The sequence below is a fragment of the Halorubrum sp. PV6 genome (assembly GCF_003990725.2).
Lineage (GTDB): Archaea > Halobacteriota > Halobacteria > Halobacteriales > Haloferacaceae > Halorubrum.
Map to the genome: position 1 here is coordinate 213,587 of NZ_CP030065.1, position 15,787 is coordinate 229,373.

Sequence of the window (15,787 nt, forward strand, 5' to 3'; positions counted from 1 at the left end):
CGCGTTCACACTAGCGCTCGTCGTGGTCGCGGTCTTCTTCGGCCAGTACCACTCGCTTTGGCGGGTCCGAATCCTGCAAGAAGTACACGTCGGGGATCTCCCGGCGCTTGATGATGTCGGCGAGCACGTCGCGGTGTTTCATCTTGAACGTCTTCGTCACCGGCGAGATGCACGGGATCCCGTGGGCGTGAGCCGTGATCGCGTCGGCCATCCCCTCAGTAATCGCGAGGGGTTCGCCCTCGACGATGGTCTCACGGCCGTAGATCGGCTCGTCAGCGATGGTGTAGTTCTTCGTCGTCGCGAGCTTGGCGTACTTCCCCTTCGTGAAGTCCTCTGGGTGGGTGCCGTGTTCGGTGTCGAAGTCCGGCTGCCGTCCGATGAAGAACGCGACTTTCCCGTCCTCGTCGTAGTACGGGAAGATGTACCGCCCCCGGAAGAGACACGAGAGGTCATTCGCGTTGTCGGGGTCATCGAGTGTGGTGTAATCAACGTACTCCTCGCCCTCTTCGTTCTCGCCGTAGGCGTCGTTCGGCTTGGTGAACAGCCCCGTCGCAATCATCGTGTGGTGGCTGAACCCCTTGCTTTCGAGGTGGAAGAACAACTTCTTGCCGAAGGCGGGTGCCAACCCGAGCTGCTTGTCGGCGACGAGGTCGTCGTTCCAGCCCCGGTGGTCAGCGCCGAGGAACTGGTACGGCTGTTCGTCGGCAGCGAAGTCCTCGGGCTCGGCAATGCGTTCGGCGGCGTCCTCGGTGGACTGAATGCCCGAAGTCTGTGCGTCTTCGTTGGCGGGCATCGCGTCGGCCGCCTCGGGATCTTGTTCGACGGGGTACGCCGGGTCGGGCTCGTCGAGCGCGGTGAAGTACTCGCGGGGCGTCTCAGGTTTGCGGTAGCCCGCCTCGAACGCCTGTTCCTCGTTCCACGTGACGTTGTTGTCGATCGTCGTATCGAGTTGGCTGTGGAAGAAGCGGGCCGCCTCTTCGAGGCAGGCTTGGACGGCACCCAGATCGGGCGTGGGACTCAAGCGGAGGTCGGTAGGGTCAGCGTCGACGAGTGTGCTGTTGGGCTCCGCACGCGGCTCGCCGGCTGCGGTCTGTCCCACACGCCGCGTCTCGTCGGCGTCACTCTCTGCGCCGTCTGTGTCGTCTGAGCGCGACTCTGTCTCGGTGGTGTCGGGAGAGGTGTCGTCGGCAGTATCCGTGTCGCCGTCGTCGCCCGTGGTGGCCGTCTCGGCGCTGGGCGTGGTGTCTGCGTCGTCTGTGTCTCCGGGCGCACTGTGCGCGCCTGTGCGCGCTTCTGAGCCATCCCCGCTTTGAGACGAGGTGTTGGTCGTCTCGGTGTCCGGCGTGTCCGCTTCGCTCGTGCTGGCCGTGTCTGGCTCGTCGCTCTCACTACTCGCGTCCGTGGCGGGTGTCTCCTCCTCGTCGGTGTCGGCGTGGTCGTCGGTATTCTCAGAGGTTTGCTGATCAGTATTCTCTGTGGTTTTCTCAGAGGGTTCCTCGTCAGGTGTCCCGGTTGGTGTGTCACCCCCGTCTGGGTCGTCGTCGGAGTCGCCACCGGAGTCGTCGTCGGAGTCCGGCTCATCATCGTCGCTCGGTGGGTACGCATCCCGGTTGAAGGCAACGGGGTCAATCTCTGGGCCTTTCTCGTCCTGTGGCGTGTTGATCTTGAATTGACCCGTCTCGTCGTCACGGTACAATACGCCGTGGTCGCGAGCCGTCTCAGTCGTCTCGGTGACCGCCTCGGTGTCGAGTCCGTGGTGCCGCTGAAGCGCGAGGGTTATTTCTCGTAGATGACAGTCGTTATCATATACCGACTCATATGACTGCCCGTTACATATATGTGTGTCAGATATTCGTGACTATAATCTGTAACGGATATCTAGAACATCTTTCTGTAACAACTATCTGTATTTATTTTGGAACTAGAAGCGGTGCTGATGGGATCCCGATCTTGAAGAATGCACCTGATAGAACTATCTAGAATAAGCATCTGTTACAGACATCTGTAACAGATATCTGCAACAGGTTTCTGTTATATATGTCAATAATCAAACTGAGTGCCTCAGAGCTGGACCTAGAGGTAGATCACTCATTCCACGAAAGCTGGTCAATAGTTGGAAACTCAGCCTTTGCTGTCTGGGGCGGGTTATAGTATCGGGATTTGATATCGTAGTATCCAAATTCAGGAGGGATACGAGCGCACGCCTTGGCCAGATTTTTGTCCGCTGTGTGGGTGATCACACGGATTCGAGCATTCGCATCGAACAGTCGAACTGTCAACGCGACTACTGCTGCATCCTGCCAGTTGTTCGTCTCTGGATACTTGCTTTGCTGGTTGAGAAACTCATCTGCAACGAACCGTGCTTTCTCAACCGGTCCAGCACTACTATCGAATCCCGCTGTACGGTTACCGGGAAGCGGTGGGGCTACCCGCAGCCACCCTTCTTCGATAGCCATATCGAGGTACGGATTCGTCGGTGAGTCAGCACTCCCGGTATCCGCCAGTTCGTGGTAGACTGCTGCTGGCACCCAAATTTCTGTTCCGATTTCCTCTACGGCAGTTTTGAGTGATTGTAGGTGCGGACTGGGGTGCTTTCCCAAGTTCCGAAACATCACCGTGTCCGCAATATTCGCAGTATAAATCCTCGTCATTCGGTCTACTTGTCGTCAAATTCCTCGAGGAGATCGCCTTCGTTCTCATCGAAATCATCTGGTGTGTACGTCGTCGGGCCCGACTCGTTGTCACCAAGATCGAGAATCGAATAGATGGCTTCGACAAGATCATACGCAGTTCCAGAAGAAAGGTCTGCGAGGCTCGCGATCTGCCGGATTGTGACATCTCCCTCACTGTGTGCTTTCACGAGGTCGTATGCGAGTGCGAACGTGACGATGCCGTGGTCTTCGAGAACCCGCTCAATCGCTGGATATTCGTTTTTCTGGGCGATCACTTCGATAAGTTCAGGGGTAATCGAGACTTCTGTCTCGCGGACTGTTAATGTCAGTTTGAACTCTTCAGCGGTGTATACGGCGGTCCTGCTATCATGGTCAACGTTGCTGATCAGGCCCGCCTGTTCCAGTTTATGCAGATAGTCGTACACCGTCTTCTTTGAGACTGTCGTTGTTTCAACGAGTTCAGGGCCCGTCGTAGTCCCGGACCGCCGAATGGATGTATAGAGACTAGCGAGAGACGGGTTATCGAGTAATTCTGCGAACGTAGGGATTCCGGTGATCATCCCCGGTGTGTCACCCGCGTTTCGCACGTGTTCTGTATCGTAGCTCATCGTGTATAGAGTTACGAAACTAGAAACTATAAATGTTTGCCACGGTCGTCCCGAGCACACGATAGAGCAAGCAGATGCACAAGTGGGTGGGGCAGCACCAACACTCCTCGAACAAGGACGGACAGAATCGATCGGCATCTACACGAATGATTTGCCCGCGTTCCACGGGATTGAGCGTGCCCTCTCACAGCATGGCTACGAGGACGCGCTCGACGAGGTCGCGGAGGTACTCCGCAAGCGTCGGCGTCAACCGCTGATAGAACCCGCTGGGCGAGATTGTCTCATCGGCAGTTGAGTTGTAAGATCGTCTGAACCCGGCGAGTGTTCGGCTTTCGCCTGCGGCGAAACCGAACACAAATGTCCAGACGAAGGCAGGGATCTGAAGCTTACGGTCACGTTCGACCACGCCGAGTTCCTCGGCGTGCTCTTCGAGGAACTCAGAGGGAAACAGTGTAGTGAGCCGACGCATAATCCGAAATGAGGAGTCCTTGTCGTGCACAGACTGGACTTTCTCATTCCTTCCGAAAGATGCCTCGATAAGCCGCCTCTATCACGCGGTTTTTCACTTAACTAAAGACGGATGGACCGACTACTACGAGGCGAGTATGGCCGTCGGCGGCGTGAGTGCGAGCCAGCCCTCTTGGAGGAAGTCATCAAGATCGCGCTTCTCATCGCCAAACTGCGGCAGCTCTAAGAGCCACACGTTCGTCCCACCGTAGTCTGTGTGGTCGAGCTCTTCGTCGGGTGTCAGCGCCGTCTGTCCGTCCGCGTCGGCGCTCTCAGTGGTCTCGTCTGTCTCGGTGTCGACGTCGAGTGGCAGCGTGAACACGGCGAGCAGCTACCGAAGAACGAGAAGTTCTACCCAGCAGTGATCCGGGCTGGGCTCTCCGGGACGTCGACTGAAGAAGAGCTCGGCCTCAAAGACTAGCTGTTATAATCTATAACGGCTCTGTTGGGCGATGTTAAGTTAAGGATGAGGCGGTCGGTGTTCCGAATGGTCTATGTCCGAATCCAACCGCCTCAACGGCTCTACTAAATGGATTGACTTGGAGTTTGTGGAGCGTGAGCGGACACCCTACGAGATCATTGAAACCGGTATTCAGCTCCATCTTGCTGGCCTATCACTTTCGAATACCAAACAGTATCTTGAGAATTTGGGTGTCGAGCGAAGCCGAACAGCAATCCACAACTGGATTCAAAAGGCCGATCTACAGCCAGCTAACGGTGCGAGCCCGAATCGCGTTGCGGTCGACGAGACTGCGATTCAGATCGACTCAGACCGATTCTGGCTGTATGCCGCCGTAGATCCTCGTACAAACGAATTCCTCCACGTTGACGTATTTCCCGTTCAAAACCAACAATTTACTTTGGTGTTTCTCCGCGATCTCAGAGAGAAACACCACGTTGACGACGCGATCTTTCTGGTTGATGCTGGCGGACATCTCACAGCTGCGCTCTCACGTACTTCGCTCCGATTTCAAATTACTCGTCATGGAAATCGGAATGCTGTCGAACGTGTCTTTAGAGAAGTAAAACGACGAACATCCTCGTTTTCAAATACGTTTAGAAATGCGGAGCCGACGGCGGTAGAATCATGGCTCCAAGCCTTCGCCGTCTGCTGGAATCGATGCTTAAGTTAACACGACCGCTCTGTTGAAATCCTCAGAAAGTGATACGTTTTAGTCCGGTTCCGGTCAATACAGGAGACCCACACACTGACGTAGAACACCGGTCTGCCCGTCTTACCCCAAGACCGCCGTGTGAGATACAGCGGCTGAAGTCAGCACGACGGCTTACTTCCCGCCGAATCGGATGAACCACCCGTTCGCTGAACGTGCCGATCTATCGCGAACGCGCTCATGCTCGTTGGGGTCATGAAGTCGGCCGGGTAGCACGTGCGTATCTGCCATTAGAGGGTAAATACCAATAATGCGGTAACACACATCCTACAGTTGGACTATGCAGAGACTCGAGTGCATCGTAGACGGATGTAGCGCGACCATTGAAGCTGAGACTGAACAGGAGGTCATGGCTCAAGCGGAAGAACACGCAAAAAGTTCACACCCCGAAGTTGAACTGGACGACGAGACCGTGGACAAAATCAAATCAAGTATTATACAAGTCTGAGAGTGGGGACCGTACTGATCGGAGTATCGGCCTCCTGTATTGGCCGATCCGATCACTGGCTTTCACAACACACCTGTGCGAGATACGCAGTTTTCATCGACCGGCTGTTTCAGGCGAGAATATGTCTGAAGAAGAGGATTTCAACAGAGCCATTTCATAGTATACCGACTTCTTGTTCATCGATCAGCGGTTCTCTTCGGTGAGGAGGGAGCATACACATTCCACTTTGTCAGTGGATCGGTCATAATCATACTCGGAAGTTTAGCCGCTGTTGGATACATCTGGTGAACGAAGTCGTAAATTGATAGCACTCTCAGACAGCAGATAGTCTATTCCAGACCGTCGCTCGGAGGAATGCTTGAGTGGTTCTGTTGAAAGCCCCTTGCCATCTTGCGACTTTCTGAGGCACTAGCTTTTCATTACACCCGTAACGTCCAATGGGAAAATAGCCCTGCTCAATGTCAACGCTGATGGATTTCAACAGAGCCACCTCTGGATAAACTGCCTCACGTACGCCGTGTCTAACTCAATCGCTACCGATTACGCCCAGTTCTGTTATCAGCTCCTCTCGTTCTAATTGAGGAGATTTACCGTTCCGGTGTCACCGTCGACGCGGATGCGCTGACCATCGGCTATCAGCTCCGTCGCGTTGGTCACAGACACGACCGCAGGCAGGCCGTACTCGCGAGCGACCAACGCCCCATGGGTCAGTCGCCCACCGACTTCGGTGACGATCCCGCCCGCGGTTGCGAACAACGGCGTCCAGGCGGGGTCCGAGGACGGACAGACGAGGATGTCGCCGGACTGGAGGTTTGCGTTCGCCGGGTCGTGGACGATTCGGGCTGTGCCCTCGATGATGCCCGAGGAGACGCCCGTTCCGACCAGCGTGTTCGCACCGACGTCCTCGCGCTCGGCGCGGGGAATCTCTCCCTCACTGGTGATGAGGGGTGGCACGTCAACCCGCTTGTGACGCTCGTGGTCCCGTCGACGCACGTCGATATCCGGCAGGTCACCGGATGGATCGTCAATGAGCGCAAGCAACTCATCCCTGCGGAGGAACCACACGTCGTCGGTCTCGGTCAGTACGCCTTCGGCCACGAGATGTTCGCCTGCCCGCTGGAGGGCTTCGTGCCACGCCGCGAACAGGTGTGCCGCGGCGTGTTTGGGCTCGTCCCGCAGGTGGATGTGACTCCGGTAGGTCCGAATGAGGTGGCTTGCGAGTGGCCGTCGAACTGGGCCGAAGAGCCCACGCCGCGCGTTCGCCTGCAGTTCGTCGATTGTGTCCTGTGCCTGTCGCTTCCGCTCGTGCAGACGCTCGCGATGGGCCCCTTTTTGTTCTCTGATGAGGTTCCCGCGGATGATACCGATCGGAGTGGCGGGGTCGTCGCGCCACCGGGGGCGACTCGGGTCGAACTCGCCCGCCGCGCGGTGACCGAAGTCGTCGAGAAACGCTTCGAATCCTTCGACGAACGGTCCACTTCCCTCGATTTCGCGTATCTTCTCGTACGGCTGTTCGTCGAGTATTGCTTGCTCGACTGCCGGGGTCTCTCGTGCGAGATCCGCCAGGTCACCGAGTGCAAGCGTCATGCGTGTGCCCACTTCCTGTTCTGCCCCTCTCGCGGCCGCGTCGACGAGCGCGGCATCCACGCCGGGGACAACCCGTTCGAGCAGTCCGCCAGCGACCGGCCCGACGATAACCCGCACCGACTTCGGCGTCATCTCGAAGAGGAACTCGGCCGGGAAGCCCGCGAACGCGTTCTCGACTAATTCGTTCGGGCCTTCGGCGTCGAGGACCTGTGCTTCCTGTGTCTTCGCCCACGCATTGAACTCGGCCACGTACTCTTCAGTGCCAGCTGCACCGCGGAAGAACGGGAGCACACCCTCTCGGACCATCCCTGGAGTCATCCCCACGACAAGTGGGAGCGCGCCGGCGAGCTTGCGGAGGACTGTTGGCAGGCTCGAAACGGAGAACTCGCCGCCGAACTCCTCGCGTCGCTCGTCGAGGAGCCGGACAGTTCCCTCGGCGGCTGACTCGCTTATCACGCTGATGGACTCGACGATGCCGTCGCGTGCCACGCCGAACCCGAGGAATGGTGTGATGTCCATGTATATCCGTCCCTCAGTTCTGGTGATCCACGCGCGGTCACCGCCGGTGTAGTCGTTCAACATTCCGCCGTAGACCGTCTCCCAGATGTCGAGCGCGAGCGGTGGCATCGGATCGGTCATCGCCTGTGCGTGACCCATACTCAGGTAGACGTGTAACCGGTCGTCGTCGGGACGCGGTTCCGGGAGTGAGACCAAGGAGGTGATGGGCCGGGACTGCAGGATCACGAACTCACCATCCGCGAGTGCCCACTCGATGTCCTGTGGCTCGCCGAACAGCTTCTCGATTCGAGTGCCGAGGTCGACCAGTGTGCGAAGCTGTGCATCGGAGAGTACCTGTTCGCGCCGCCGCTCCTCGGTCGTCTCCTCGGTTTCCGTTCCGTCGTCGGTGAGGCGTCGTTCGGTCGCTTTCTCGCCGATGTCGTAGTCGAGTATCTCACCCGTCGCCTTGTCGATGCGGGCATTGTCCGCACTCACCTCACCCGAGACGACCGTCTCACCGAGACCGTAGGTCGCTTCCACGGATGCGACGCCCCGCTTCCCGCTGTCGGGGTCGGCGGTGAACAGGACACCCGCGGCGTCGGCGTCAGCCATCTCCTGGACGACGACCGCCATCTCCACCGCTGAATGGGAGATACCGTTCCGGGCACGGTAGGCGACGGCACGGTCGGTGAATAGGCTCGCCATACAGTCGCGAACTGCGTCGAGGACATCGTTCGTGGACACACCGAGAGATGTGTCGTGTTGGCCCGCGAAACTCGCACTCGGCAGGTCTTCGGCGGTCGCCGACGACCGCACGGCGTATGAGCTATCGGCGGTAAGCACGTCGGCGATCGACCGTTCGATCTCCTCGGAGAACTCCTGCTCACGAACGAGCGAGCGAATCTGCTCGGCCGTCGCCGTGGGGGCCTCGGTGTCGGTTTCGTCGAGCGCCTCCAACTCGGCGATGGCGTCGCGGAGTTCCGATGTGTCGATCAGCGAGCGATACGCCTCGGTTGTGACGACAAATCCCGGCGGAACCGGCAAGCCGGCCCCGACGAGTTCGCCCAAGTTCGCGCCTTTTCCGCCCGCAAGCGCGAGGTCATCCCGCCCGAGTTCACCGAAGCGTTTCGTGTACGTAGTTGGGATTTCTGTTGTCATTGATTCAGTTGCTTCCGGCTTCCTCGTCGAGTATCTCGACGGTGCCCCGCGAGCCGTCGATTCGAATCCACTGGCCGGTTTTGATTTTCTTGGTCGCGTTTGGGACAGAAACGACGGCGGGCAGGCCGTATTCTCTGGCGACGAGCGCGCCGTGGCTGACGCGGCCACCGACCTCGACGACCATTCCTGCGGCGTTGAGGAACAACGGCGTCCACCCCGGGTCGGCCGAGGGCGCGACGAGAATCTCGCCGCCCTCGACGGTGGCTTCGGTCGGGTCGTGTACCACTCTCGCGGGCCCTTCGACGATCCCCGTCGAAACGCCGGTGCCGAGAAGTGCTCCATCGGGAACGTCTGTCCGATCAATCGCTCCACGGGGCGTCTCACCCTCGCTCGTGAGCAGCGGCGGTTCGTCGAGCGTGTCGTAGAAAGCGACCTCCCGCCGCCGAGCCTCGATATCGGCCTCGATGGGGTCGCCGTCGAGCGCGGCGAACAGTTCCTCCTTCCGCAGGAACCAGACGTCCTCGGGACGGTCAAGAACGCCCTCGGTCGCGAGATGACGCCCGCTGTCGAGCAAGGCCTCACGCCAGCTGGCGAAGCCCTCTGCGGCGTAGTGTTTGGGGTACTCACGGGTGTAGATCGTGTCCCGGTAGGTCTCGATGAGCTTCCGAACGACGCGTCTCCTGACCGGCCCCAACAGTCCGTGATTGGCCCGTGCTTCGAGTTCGTCGGCGGCACGTTCCGCCTCAACGGCTAACTCGCGTACTCGCTCGCGATGCTCCCCAGCGTCCTCGTTCGTCAGGTTCGCCCGGACCGTACTGAGCAGCGTCGCCGGGTTCTCGCGCCAGCGCGGTCGGCTCAAGTCGAGTTCGCCCGTCGCCCGATGGCCGAAGTCCTCCAAGAAGGCCTCGAAGGCCGCTTCGAACTCCTCGCCACCCTCAACGGCGGCGATCTCTTCGAGCGAGGCTCCGTTCCGGAGGGCGTCGGCGACGTCGGGGTGTTTGCGGGCGACGTCCGCGATGTCGCCTAACCCGAGGTTGATTCGGGTCACGAGATCGCGCTCGAAGCCCCTCCCCACCTTGTTCACTGTCTCGGGGGCGTCGGCAAAGGTCCGGTTCATCCAGGTGTCGATACCGAAGGCGAGGTACAGCGGCATGGCCCTCGGATACGCTGCGACCATGAACGACTTGATGTCTCCGAACGTGAAAACCGCCCGAGCGCGCTCTGCGGGCGAGTTCGCCGTCGTCACTTCGTCCGGGACGAACGACTCCGCAAAGGCGCTCCACGTCTCGTCTAACTCCTCGACCGTCGGCGGCCCCTGGAACGCGTCGAGTGCTCCGGCAGCGAACGCCGGGGCGACCGCAACCGCGAGGCCGCCGACCCGTCGCGTCGTGCCGGCGACCACCGGTAGCGAGGAAAGCGAGAGCCCCTCGCGCTCGAACTCCTCTGGGCGGCGTTCGATCAACTCGCGCAGTCCCGCCGCCGCCGGTTCGCTTACCGCTCCGATTACTCCGAGCAGCGGATCGCGCAACCGCTCGACCCGGAGTGCCGGGGTGAGGTCGATGTAAATCCGACTGCCGGCGGTCACCACCGGCGTCGGCCAGAACGGACCGAAGCCGAACTGTGACATAACGCTGTTCATCCAGGTCTGCCAGAAGTCCTGCACCAGCGGCGGCATCGCTTCGGACATCGCTTGCATGTGGCCGAGACTCAGGTAGACGTGTAGGCGGTCGTCCGCCGGCATCGGGTCGGGTAACGGGAACAGCGAGGTGATGGGCCGAGATTGCACTATCTGGAATCCACCATTCGAAAGTGCCCACTCGATGTCCTGTGGCGCGTCGAACAGCGCTTCGATACGGGTCCCAAGGTCGACAAGCGTTCGAAGCTGTGAGTCCGAGAGGACACGATGTCCACGACGTTCAGCGCTCGTGCTCGTGGCGTCAGTTCCCGACTCCGCGGCCACGCGCAGTTCGGTCGCCTTCTCGCCAACGTCGTAGTCGAGTACCTCGCCGGTCTCCTTGTTGACGCGGGCGTTGTCGGCGCTCACCTCGCCAGAGACGACTGTGTCGCCCAGGCCGAAGGTTGCATCGACCGAGACGATTGCGCGACTGTTCGTGTCGGGGTCGGCGGTAAACAATACGCCCGCCGCGTCGGCATCGACCATCTCCTGAACGACGACCGCCATCTCGACTGTCGAGTGGGCGATGTCGTTGCGGGCACGGTAGGCGACGGCGCGATCGGTGAACAGGCTCGCCATGCAGTCGCGAATCCTGTCGACGACGTCGTCGGCGGGGACGCCCAGATGAGTGTCGTGTTGGCCGGCGAACGAGGCCGCCGGGAGGTCCTCAGCCGTCGCCGACGAGCGCACTGCGTAGGTCGTGTCGGCGTCGTTATCGAGCGCATCGGCAATCGCGCGTTCGGCCGATTCGTTGAACGACCGATTCTGGATGAGCGCCCGGATCTCGCCCGCTGTCGTCGTCAGTGCGTCGGCATCGGCGGTGTCGAGCGAATCGAGTCGCTCGACCAGTTCCTGAATCTCCGTGTCGTCGGTGAGTGCTCGGTACGCAGTGGTCGTCACGACGAACCCCGGCGGGACTGGCAGTCCTGCGTGAACGAGAACGCCGAGGTTCGCGCCTTTGCCGCCGGCGAGCGCGAGGTCGTTTCTTCCTATCTCTTCGAACCACTGTACGTAACTCTGTGTCTGGTGTTGCGTCATCGGGTACTCCGTTCGTCTCTGGTCGACTGGGGCTGTTCTTCGTCTGCCCGCGTCTCGGATGTGGACGGGGTCGGTTTCGAATCGGTAGTCAATCCCGAGGCGACGCTTTCTACGAGCGTGTCACGGACTGCAGGGTAGAGGTCGTCGCCGAATTCCTCCCGATGTAGCGCGACGAACGCGGCAGCATTGATCGCCCCAGTGATCGCTCTGGGGTCACCGTCAATGAGCTGTCCGTCCTCCTGCCACGCTCGGACGTACGGGAGGAGGTACCCGAGCTCCTGTTCGCGTTGTTCGGCCAGTTCGTCCCCGGAGAACTCCTGAACCAGTCGCTCCCAGTCGTCCTCGACAACGAGCTGCTGAATAAGGGGGTTCGTCTCGATCTCCTCGATGGTGAGTCGGAGATACGCGGTAATCCCTTCCTGCGGACCCGACGCGTCGGCGAGCAGCTCGTCGACACTGTCGGCGAACGCCTCCTGCTCTCGGGTCAGGATTTCGAGGTAGAGCCGTTCTTTCGAGTCGAAAAAGTGGTAGAACGTCCCGTCGGCGATACCGACCGGATCGGTGAGGTCCGAGATGGTCGTCTTCTTGAGACCGTAGCGAGCGAACAGCTTCCGGCCGGTATCGAGTAGTTCGCTCCGGATGTACGCCCGTTTCTCGTCGCTGAAGCCGGCCATCATTTCCGTTCCGGCCCCGTTTCAGGACCTTCGCGCACGTCGCCGTAGTACTTCGTCAGATCGTCGGTCTGAATCGCTGGCATGAATTTTCTTACTGAACGTTCGTTTAGCAACAATATGAATTTATCGTTCGTTCATTCATATATTTTTCACGAGGAGATATCCGGCTCTTTCGGTCGATTTCAGCCGGTCTGAGTAGGCATTATGAGGCTACCGGCCACCTGCCCGGTATGTCCTTTCACGGAGTCCTCGACTCGTACATTACGGAGTATCTCTCGCTCGGCGAACAGCTCGTGGAGTTCGCGGTATAGACGTTGGTTCTCTATGCGCTTGGCAGAGGGCTACTCGTTCTTGTCGTTCGACGACTCCTCCGACGAACTCGTCTGAATCGAACCGTCAGGAAGGCAGTCGCTCGTCTCCTCCGCGCGGTCGTCATCGTCGTCGCGGTGAGTATCGAGGCGGGCGTCGCCGGGTTCGAGACTACACCCTCTGGCTCGGCACTCGTCGTCGGTGTCATCTCACTGGCGGTCGGCTTCGCTGCTCAGGAGATGCTCGCGAACTTCGTCAGCGGGATCTTCATCGTGCAGGATCGTCGGCTCAATGTCGGTGACTTGGTCGAATGGGAGGGCGCTTCCGGCGCGATCGACGATATCGGTTTTCGGGTGACCACGATCAAGACAGCGAACAACGAGACCGTCCTCGTCCCGAACAGCGAGTTCGCGACCAAGCCGGTCACGAACCGAACGTACAACGATCCGCAAGCGATCTCCTACGAGTTCGGCATCGGGTACGGTGATGATATCGACGTCGCCACGGACGTTCTTCGGGCGGTCACAAGTGACGTTGAGGCTGTTCTCGACGACCCCGAGCCGTCGGTTCGCGTGAGCGACCTGGCCGACTCCTCCGTGCTCCTCTCCGCGCGGGTCTGGCTCGCGAAAGCGGATCGAAATCGCCGCGCCAGTATCAAGGCCGAATTCATTCGTCGCGTCAACGAGCGGTGTGCTGCCGCCGGAATTGATCTCTCGACGACGACACAACACCCGGTTACCGGTGAGCTGGCGGCATCAGGTAACACGGACGGATCGACTGCGGCCGATTGAGAGGCCACGTCTCGTCCTCAATGCCGTCGAACGAGGATTTTAGACCGTTTCCAGTTCGTTTTCGAGCGCTCGAAGTCGGGCGATGCGGTCGTCCGTACTCGGATGGGTGCTGAACAGCCGACCAATGACCCCGCTTCTCAGCGGGTGGATGAAGAACGCGTTCATTTCTGCGTTCTCACGGAGATCTCGATCCGGAACACGGTCCATCTCACCGGAGATCTTCGCCAGCGCGGACGCAAGCGCGCTCGGCCTGCCCGTGATTACGGCACCACCACGGTCGGCTGCGAACTCTCGGTATCGTGAGAGCGTTCTGATCAACACGAACGAGAGAATCCAGACTACGAACGAGGCGATGATGGCGACAAAGACGGGCGGGCTCTCCTCGTCACCACCGCCGCCGAACAGCCATCCCCACCGGACGACGAGCAACGCGAGCGTCGAGAAGAACGACGCGAGGGTCATCACCATCACGTCACGGTTCTTGATGTGTGCGAGTTCGTGCGCGAGCACACCCTCCAGTTCGTCAGCATCGAGCGTCTCAAGGAGCCCCGTCGTTACACAGATCGTTGCCGTCGCCTGTGAACGGCCAGTCGCAAACGCGTTCGGCACACGCGTGTCCGAGACGGCTACGGTGGGCACCGGGAGGTCAGCCTGCTGGCTCAATCGGGATACTGCGGCGTGGAGCTCAGGGTACTCTTCCTCGCTCACCGCGCTCGCGCCCATCGAATAGAGCGCAAGCCGGTCGCTGAAGAAGAACTGTCCGAGCATGAACAGCCCCATCACGACGATGATCGTCAGGAGTCCGGCGTTGACGGTGAGAAGTACGCCGATAAAAACGGCATACAGGCCCGCCAAGAGTCCAACTGTGAGGAGCATTCGGGCACGAAGCCCCCAGTCCGGTGACCAGTTCATTGTTGGTTCGAGATTGAGTTCATTTGTAGTGGGATGTTACGGCGAGTTTGTTCGCTGTCCTCGGAACGCCGTCAGGGATTTCGGTGCTATACCGTTGTGTTGCTCCCCGCTTCGTCAGCGAGACTGACCGAGAGTTGCCCGTCGCTGTGGACCGAGACGACACACTCGGAGACGACGAACTTCACCACTCCAGTCGAGGGCGTCGACGCTTCGTCGGGTCTGCCGAACAGCTGACTGAGCGCGAACGCATGCGCCCTGTCGTAGCGGGAGGCGACGGCCGAGTGGGCATCGCCGGTAACGGTCGACACGGCGTCGGTGACGGCTTCGTAGAGGGGTGTCTCATTGCCCCAGCGAGCCAGGTAGCGGCCGTGCCACGATGCTGTCAATTCGTCAGTGGGCCGAGATTCATCGGTCATTGTGTATTCGGGCGTTTTCGGGTTGCGCCACACACATACTGAACGTTCGGTAAGTATCAATCTTTCCCCTCATATCACGTGAGAGTAGGTCGCCTCAAACCTGACAATATTCTCAGCCACAATTCTCTATCTCCCGAATATACGGCTTAAAATGGTTTATTCGGATATATTGAGTACACCACATCGTGACTCTGTCACTGGCCTTTTTAGTTAGACGAAGGTTTTAACACCTACTGAACGTTTAGTCAATAGTATGCGACAAGTCTCACTCAGAAACAACCCACTACTCGCTGCGCTTCTGGGGACAGTAGTCACCGGACTTGGCCACTTCTACCTCCGGCGCTGGCTGAGAGCGCTTGGATGGTTAGGGCTCATCGTTGCTGCTTCAGTTCTGTTCGTCCCCGAGTCAACGATAACCGCGCTTAGTTCGGGTACGCTAACCGATCCATTCTCGATTCTCCCGATAGTCCTGATCAGTGCCGCTAGTGCCCTTGACGCGTATCTCATCGCGAAAGTTAGAAGACAACCCGATAGATTCCAAGCAAACAATACTGTCGGGTCAACAGGGGCTAATGAATCTCCAGCCTGTCCTGCCTGCGGAAAGCCGGTCGATCCCGATCTCGGATTCTGCCACTGGTGTACAACCGAATTCAACGTTGTCGACGTCTCCAAACTGGAACGAATCGACGAGAACCAATCGGACTGACTATGGCTTCTGATTCATCCAAACAGCACTGGAGCACCGCCGAAGAAGAGATTATGGAAGCCACCTATCGAGCACTACTCAAGCACGGTTACGCCGACCTGTCGATCTCCCGAATTGGCGACGAACTCGATAAATCGAAGGCTTCTATCTATTACCACTACGACACGAAAGACGACCTTCTGGTCGCGTTTCTCGAGTTTGCCGCCGATAGATTCGAAGAGACGATCGAGACAGAGACAGGTGACGAACCGCCAGATGATCTCGAGCACGTCATTGAGAAGCTCCTCCCGCTTCAGCCCGACGAGGAGCAACGACAACTCCAAGCGGTGCTAGTCGGTCTCCGTTCCCAAGCCGTGACGAACGAGGTATTTCGCGAGCAATTCACGCAGATCGATGAACGACTGGCAGCTACCGTCCGGAGCATCGTCGAACGCGGCATCGACGACGGCACTTTCCGTGATGTCGACCCGTCGCGGGTCACGGAGCATATCCTAGCGACGGTCAACGGCGCGATGTACGGTCGCGTGACGACAGACCGCAAAAACGCTGCGGCGGCAGCACGCGTCTCGCTGGCCTCGTACATCGACTCCGAACTGAGACGTACTGTGTGAGTACA

14 protein-coding genes and 2 pseudogenes are annotated in these 15,787 nt (G+C 59.3%); 6 read left to right on the plus strand and 10 right to left on the minus strand.

Annotated features, from left to right (window positions below):
- Nucleotides 1–10: 10 nt before the first annotated feature.
- From DOS48_RS29505 to DOS48_RS28820, 5 genes and pseudogenes are all read right to left on the minus strand, one after another.
- Complete coding sequence (locus tag DOS48_RS29505; protein WP_244629413.1) at nt 11–1,696, minus strand: hypothetical protein; 1,686 nt, start codon at nt 1,694–1,696, stop codon at nt 11–13.
- 388 nt (nt 1,697–2,084) lie between these two features.
- Nucleotides 2,085–2,642, minus strand: coding sequence for a hypothetical protein (locus tag DOS48_RS28805; protein ID WP_168654630.1), 558 nt, complete (start codon nt 2,640–2,642; stop codon nt 2,085–2,087).
- A 14-nt stretch (nt 2,643–2,656) separates the two neighbouring features.
- A complete protein-coding gene (locus DOS48_RS28810; protein WP_168654482.1) occupies nt 2,657–3,280 on the minus strand; it encodes a helix-turn-helix domain-containing protein in 624 nt (207 codons plus the stop codon).
- A 199-nt stretch (nt 3,281–3,479) separates the two neighbouring features.
- Nucleotides 3,480–3,749: pseudogene (locus tag DOS48_RS28815) on the minus strand (IS4 family transposase); the annotation flags it as partial.
- A 123-nt stretch (nt 3,750–3,872) separates the two neighbouring features.
- A complete protein-coding gene (locus DOS48_RS28820; RefSeq protein ID WP_168654283.1) occupies nt 3,873–4,109 on the minus strand; it encodes a hypothetical protein in 237 nt (78 codons plus the stop codon).
- On the opposite strand from DOS48_RS28820, the pseudogene DOS48_RS29610 reads away from it, so the two are divergent.
- The 3 genes and pseudogenes from DOS48_RS29610 to DOS48_RS29575 form a co-directional block, all read left to right on the plus strand.
- A pseudogene (locus DOS48_RS29610) lies at nt 4,083–4,208 on the plus strand (HNH endonuclease); the annotation flags it as partial. The gene DOS48_RS28820 and the pseudogene DOS48_RS29610 overlap by 27 nt on opposite strands.
- Before the next feature lie 73 nt (nt 4,209–4,281).
- Nucleotides 4,282–4,920, plus strand: a complete 639-nt coding sequence (locus DOS48_RS28830; protein ID WP_168654484.1) for an IS6 family transposase — start codon at nt 4,282–4,284, stop codon at nt 4,918–4,920.
- 319 nt (nt 4,921–5,239) lie between these two features.
- Nucleotides 5,240–5,407 carry a DUF1059 domain-containing protein gene (locus DOS48_RS29575; RefSeq protein ID WP_168654486.1) on the plus strand — a complete coding sequence of 56 codons (168 nt, stop codon included), beginning with the start codon at nt 5,240–5,242 and terminating at the stop codon, nt 5,405–5,407.
- Nucleotides 5,408–5,980: 573 nt separating this feature from the next.
- On the opposite strand, the gene DOS48_RS28840 is transcribed toward DOS48_RS29575, so the two are convergent.
- From DOS48_RS28840 to DOS48_RS28850, 3 genes are read right to left on the minus strand one after another with little or no spacing between them, the layout of a single operon-like run.
- Entirely contained in the window at nt 5,981–8,650 is a 2,670-nt protein-coding gene (locus tag DOS48_RS28840) for a PEP/pyruvate-binding domain-containing protein (RefSeq protein WP_168654488.1), read from the minus strand.
- A 4-nt stretch (nt 8,651–8,654) separates the two neighbouring features.
- Nucleotides 8,655–11,363 carry a PEP/pyruvate-binding domain-containing protein gene (locus DOS48_RS28845; RefSeq protein WP_168654490.1) on the minus strand — a complete coding sequence of 903 codons (2,709 nt, stop codon included), beginning with the start codon at nt 11,361–11,363 and terminating at the stop codon, nt 8,655–8,657.
- Entirely contained in the window at nt 11,360–12,040 is a 681-nt protein-coding gene (locus DOS48_RS28850; RefSeq protein ID WP_244629414.1) for a TetR/AcrR family transcriptional regulator, read from the minus strand. Before DOS48_RS28850 ends, DOS48_RS28845 begins: the two co-directional genes overlap by 4 nt.
- A gap of 311 nt (nt 12,041–12,351) precedes the next feature.
- On the opposite strand from DOS48_RS28850, the gene DOS48_RS28855 reads away from it, so the two are divergent.
- Complete coding sequence (locus DOS48_RS28855; RefSeq protein ID WP_168654492.1) at nt 12,352–13,137, plus strand: mechanosensitive ion channel family protein; 786 nt, start codon at nt 12,352–12,354, stop codon at nt 13,135–13,137.
- 39 nt (nt 13,138–13,176) lie between these two features.
- Here the strand turns inward: DOS48_RS28855 and htpX are convergent, their stop codons facing one another.
- Together htpX and DOS48_RS28865 are read right to left on the minus strand one after the other, a co-directional pair.
- Nucleotides 13,177–14,049, minus strand: coding sequence for a zinc metalloprotease HtpX (htpX, locus tag DOS48_RS28860; RefSeq protein ID WP_168654494.1), 873 nt, complete (start codon nt 14,047–14,049; stop codon nt 13,177–13,179).
- Nucleotides 14,050–14,135: 86 nt separating this feature from the next.
- Nucleotides 14,136–14,465, minus strand: a complete 330-nt coding sequence (locus DOS48_RS28865; RefSeq protein WP_168654496.1) for a HalOD1 output domain-containing protein — start codon at nt 14,463–14,465, stop codon at nt 14,136–14,138.
- A 253-nt stretch (nt 14,466–14,718) separates the two neighbouring features.
- On the opposite strand from DOS48_RS28865, the gene DOS48_RS28870 reads away from it, so the two are divergent.
- Both DOS48_RS28870 and DOS48_RS28875 read left to right on the plus strand, forming a co-directional pair.
- Nucleotides 14,719–15,171: a zinc ribbon domain-containing protein gene (locus DOS48_RS28870; protein WP_168654498.1), complete on the plus strand. Its 453-nt coding sequence runs from the start codon at nt 14,719–14,721 to the stop codon at nt 15,169–15,171.
- Between the two features lie 2 nt (nt 15,172–15,173).
- The gene (locus tag DOS48_RS28875) at nt 15,174–15,782 is read left to right on the plus strand and encodes a TetR/AcrR family transcriptional regulator (protein ID WP_168654500.1); all 609 of its coding nucleotides are present in this window, start codon (nt 15,174–15,176) and stop codon (nt 15,780–15,782) included.
- The last annotated feature ends 5 nt before the right edge of the window (nt 15,783–15,787 follow it).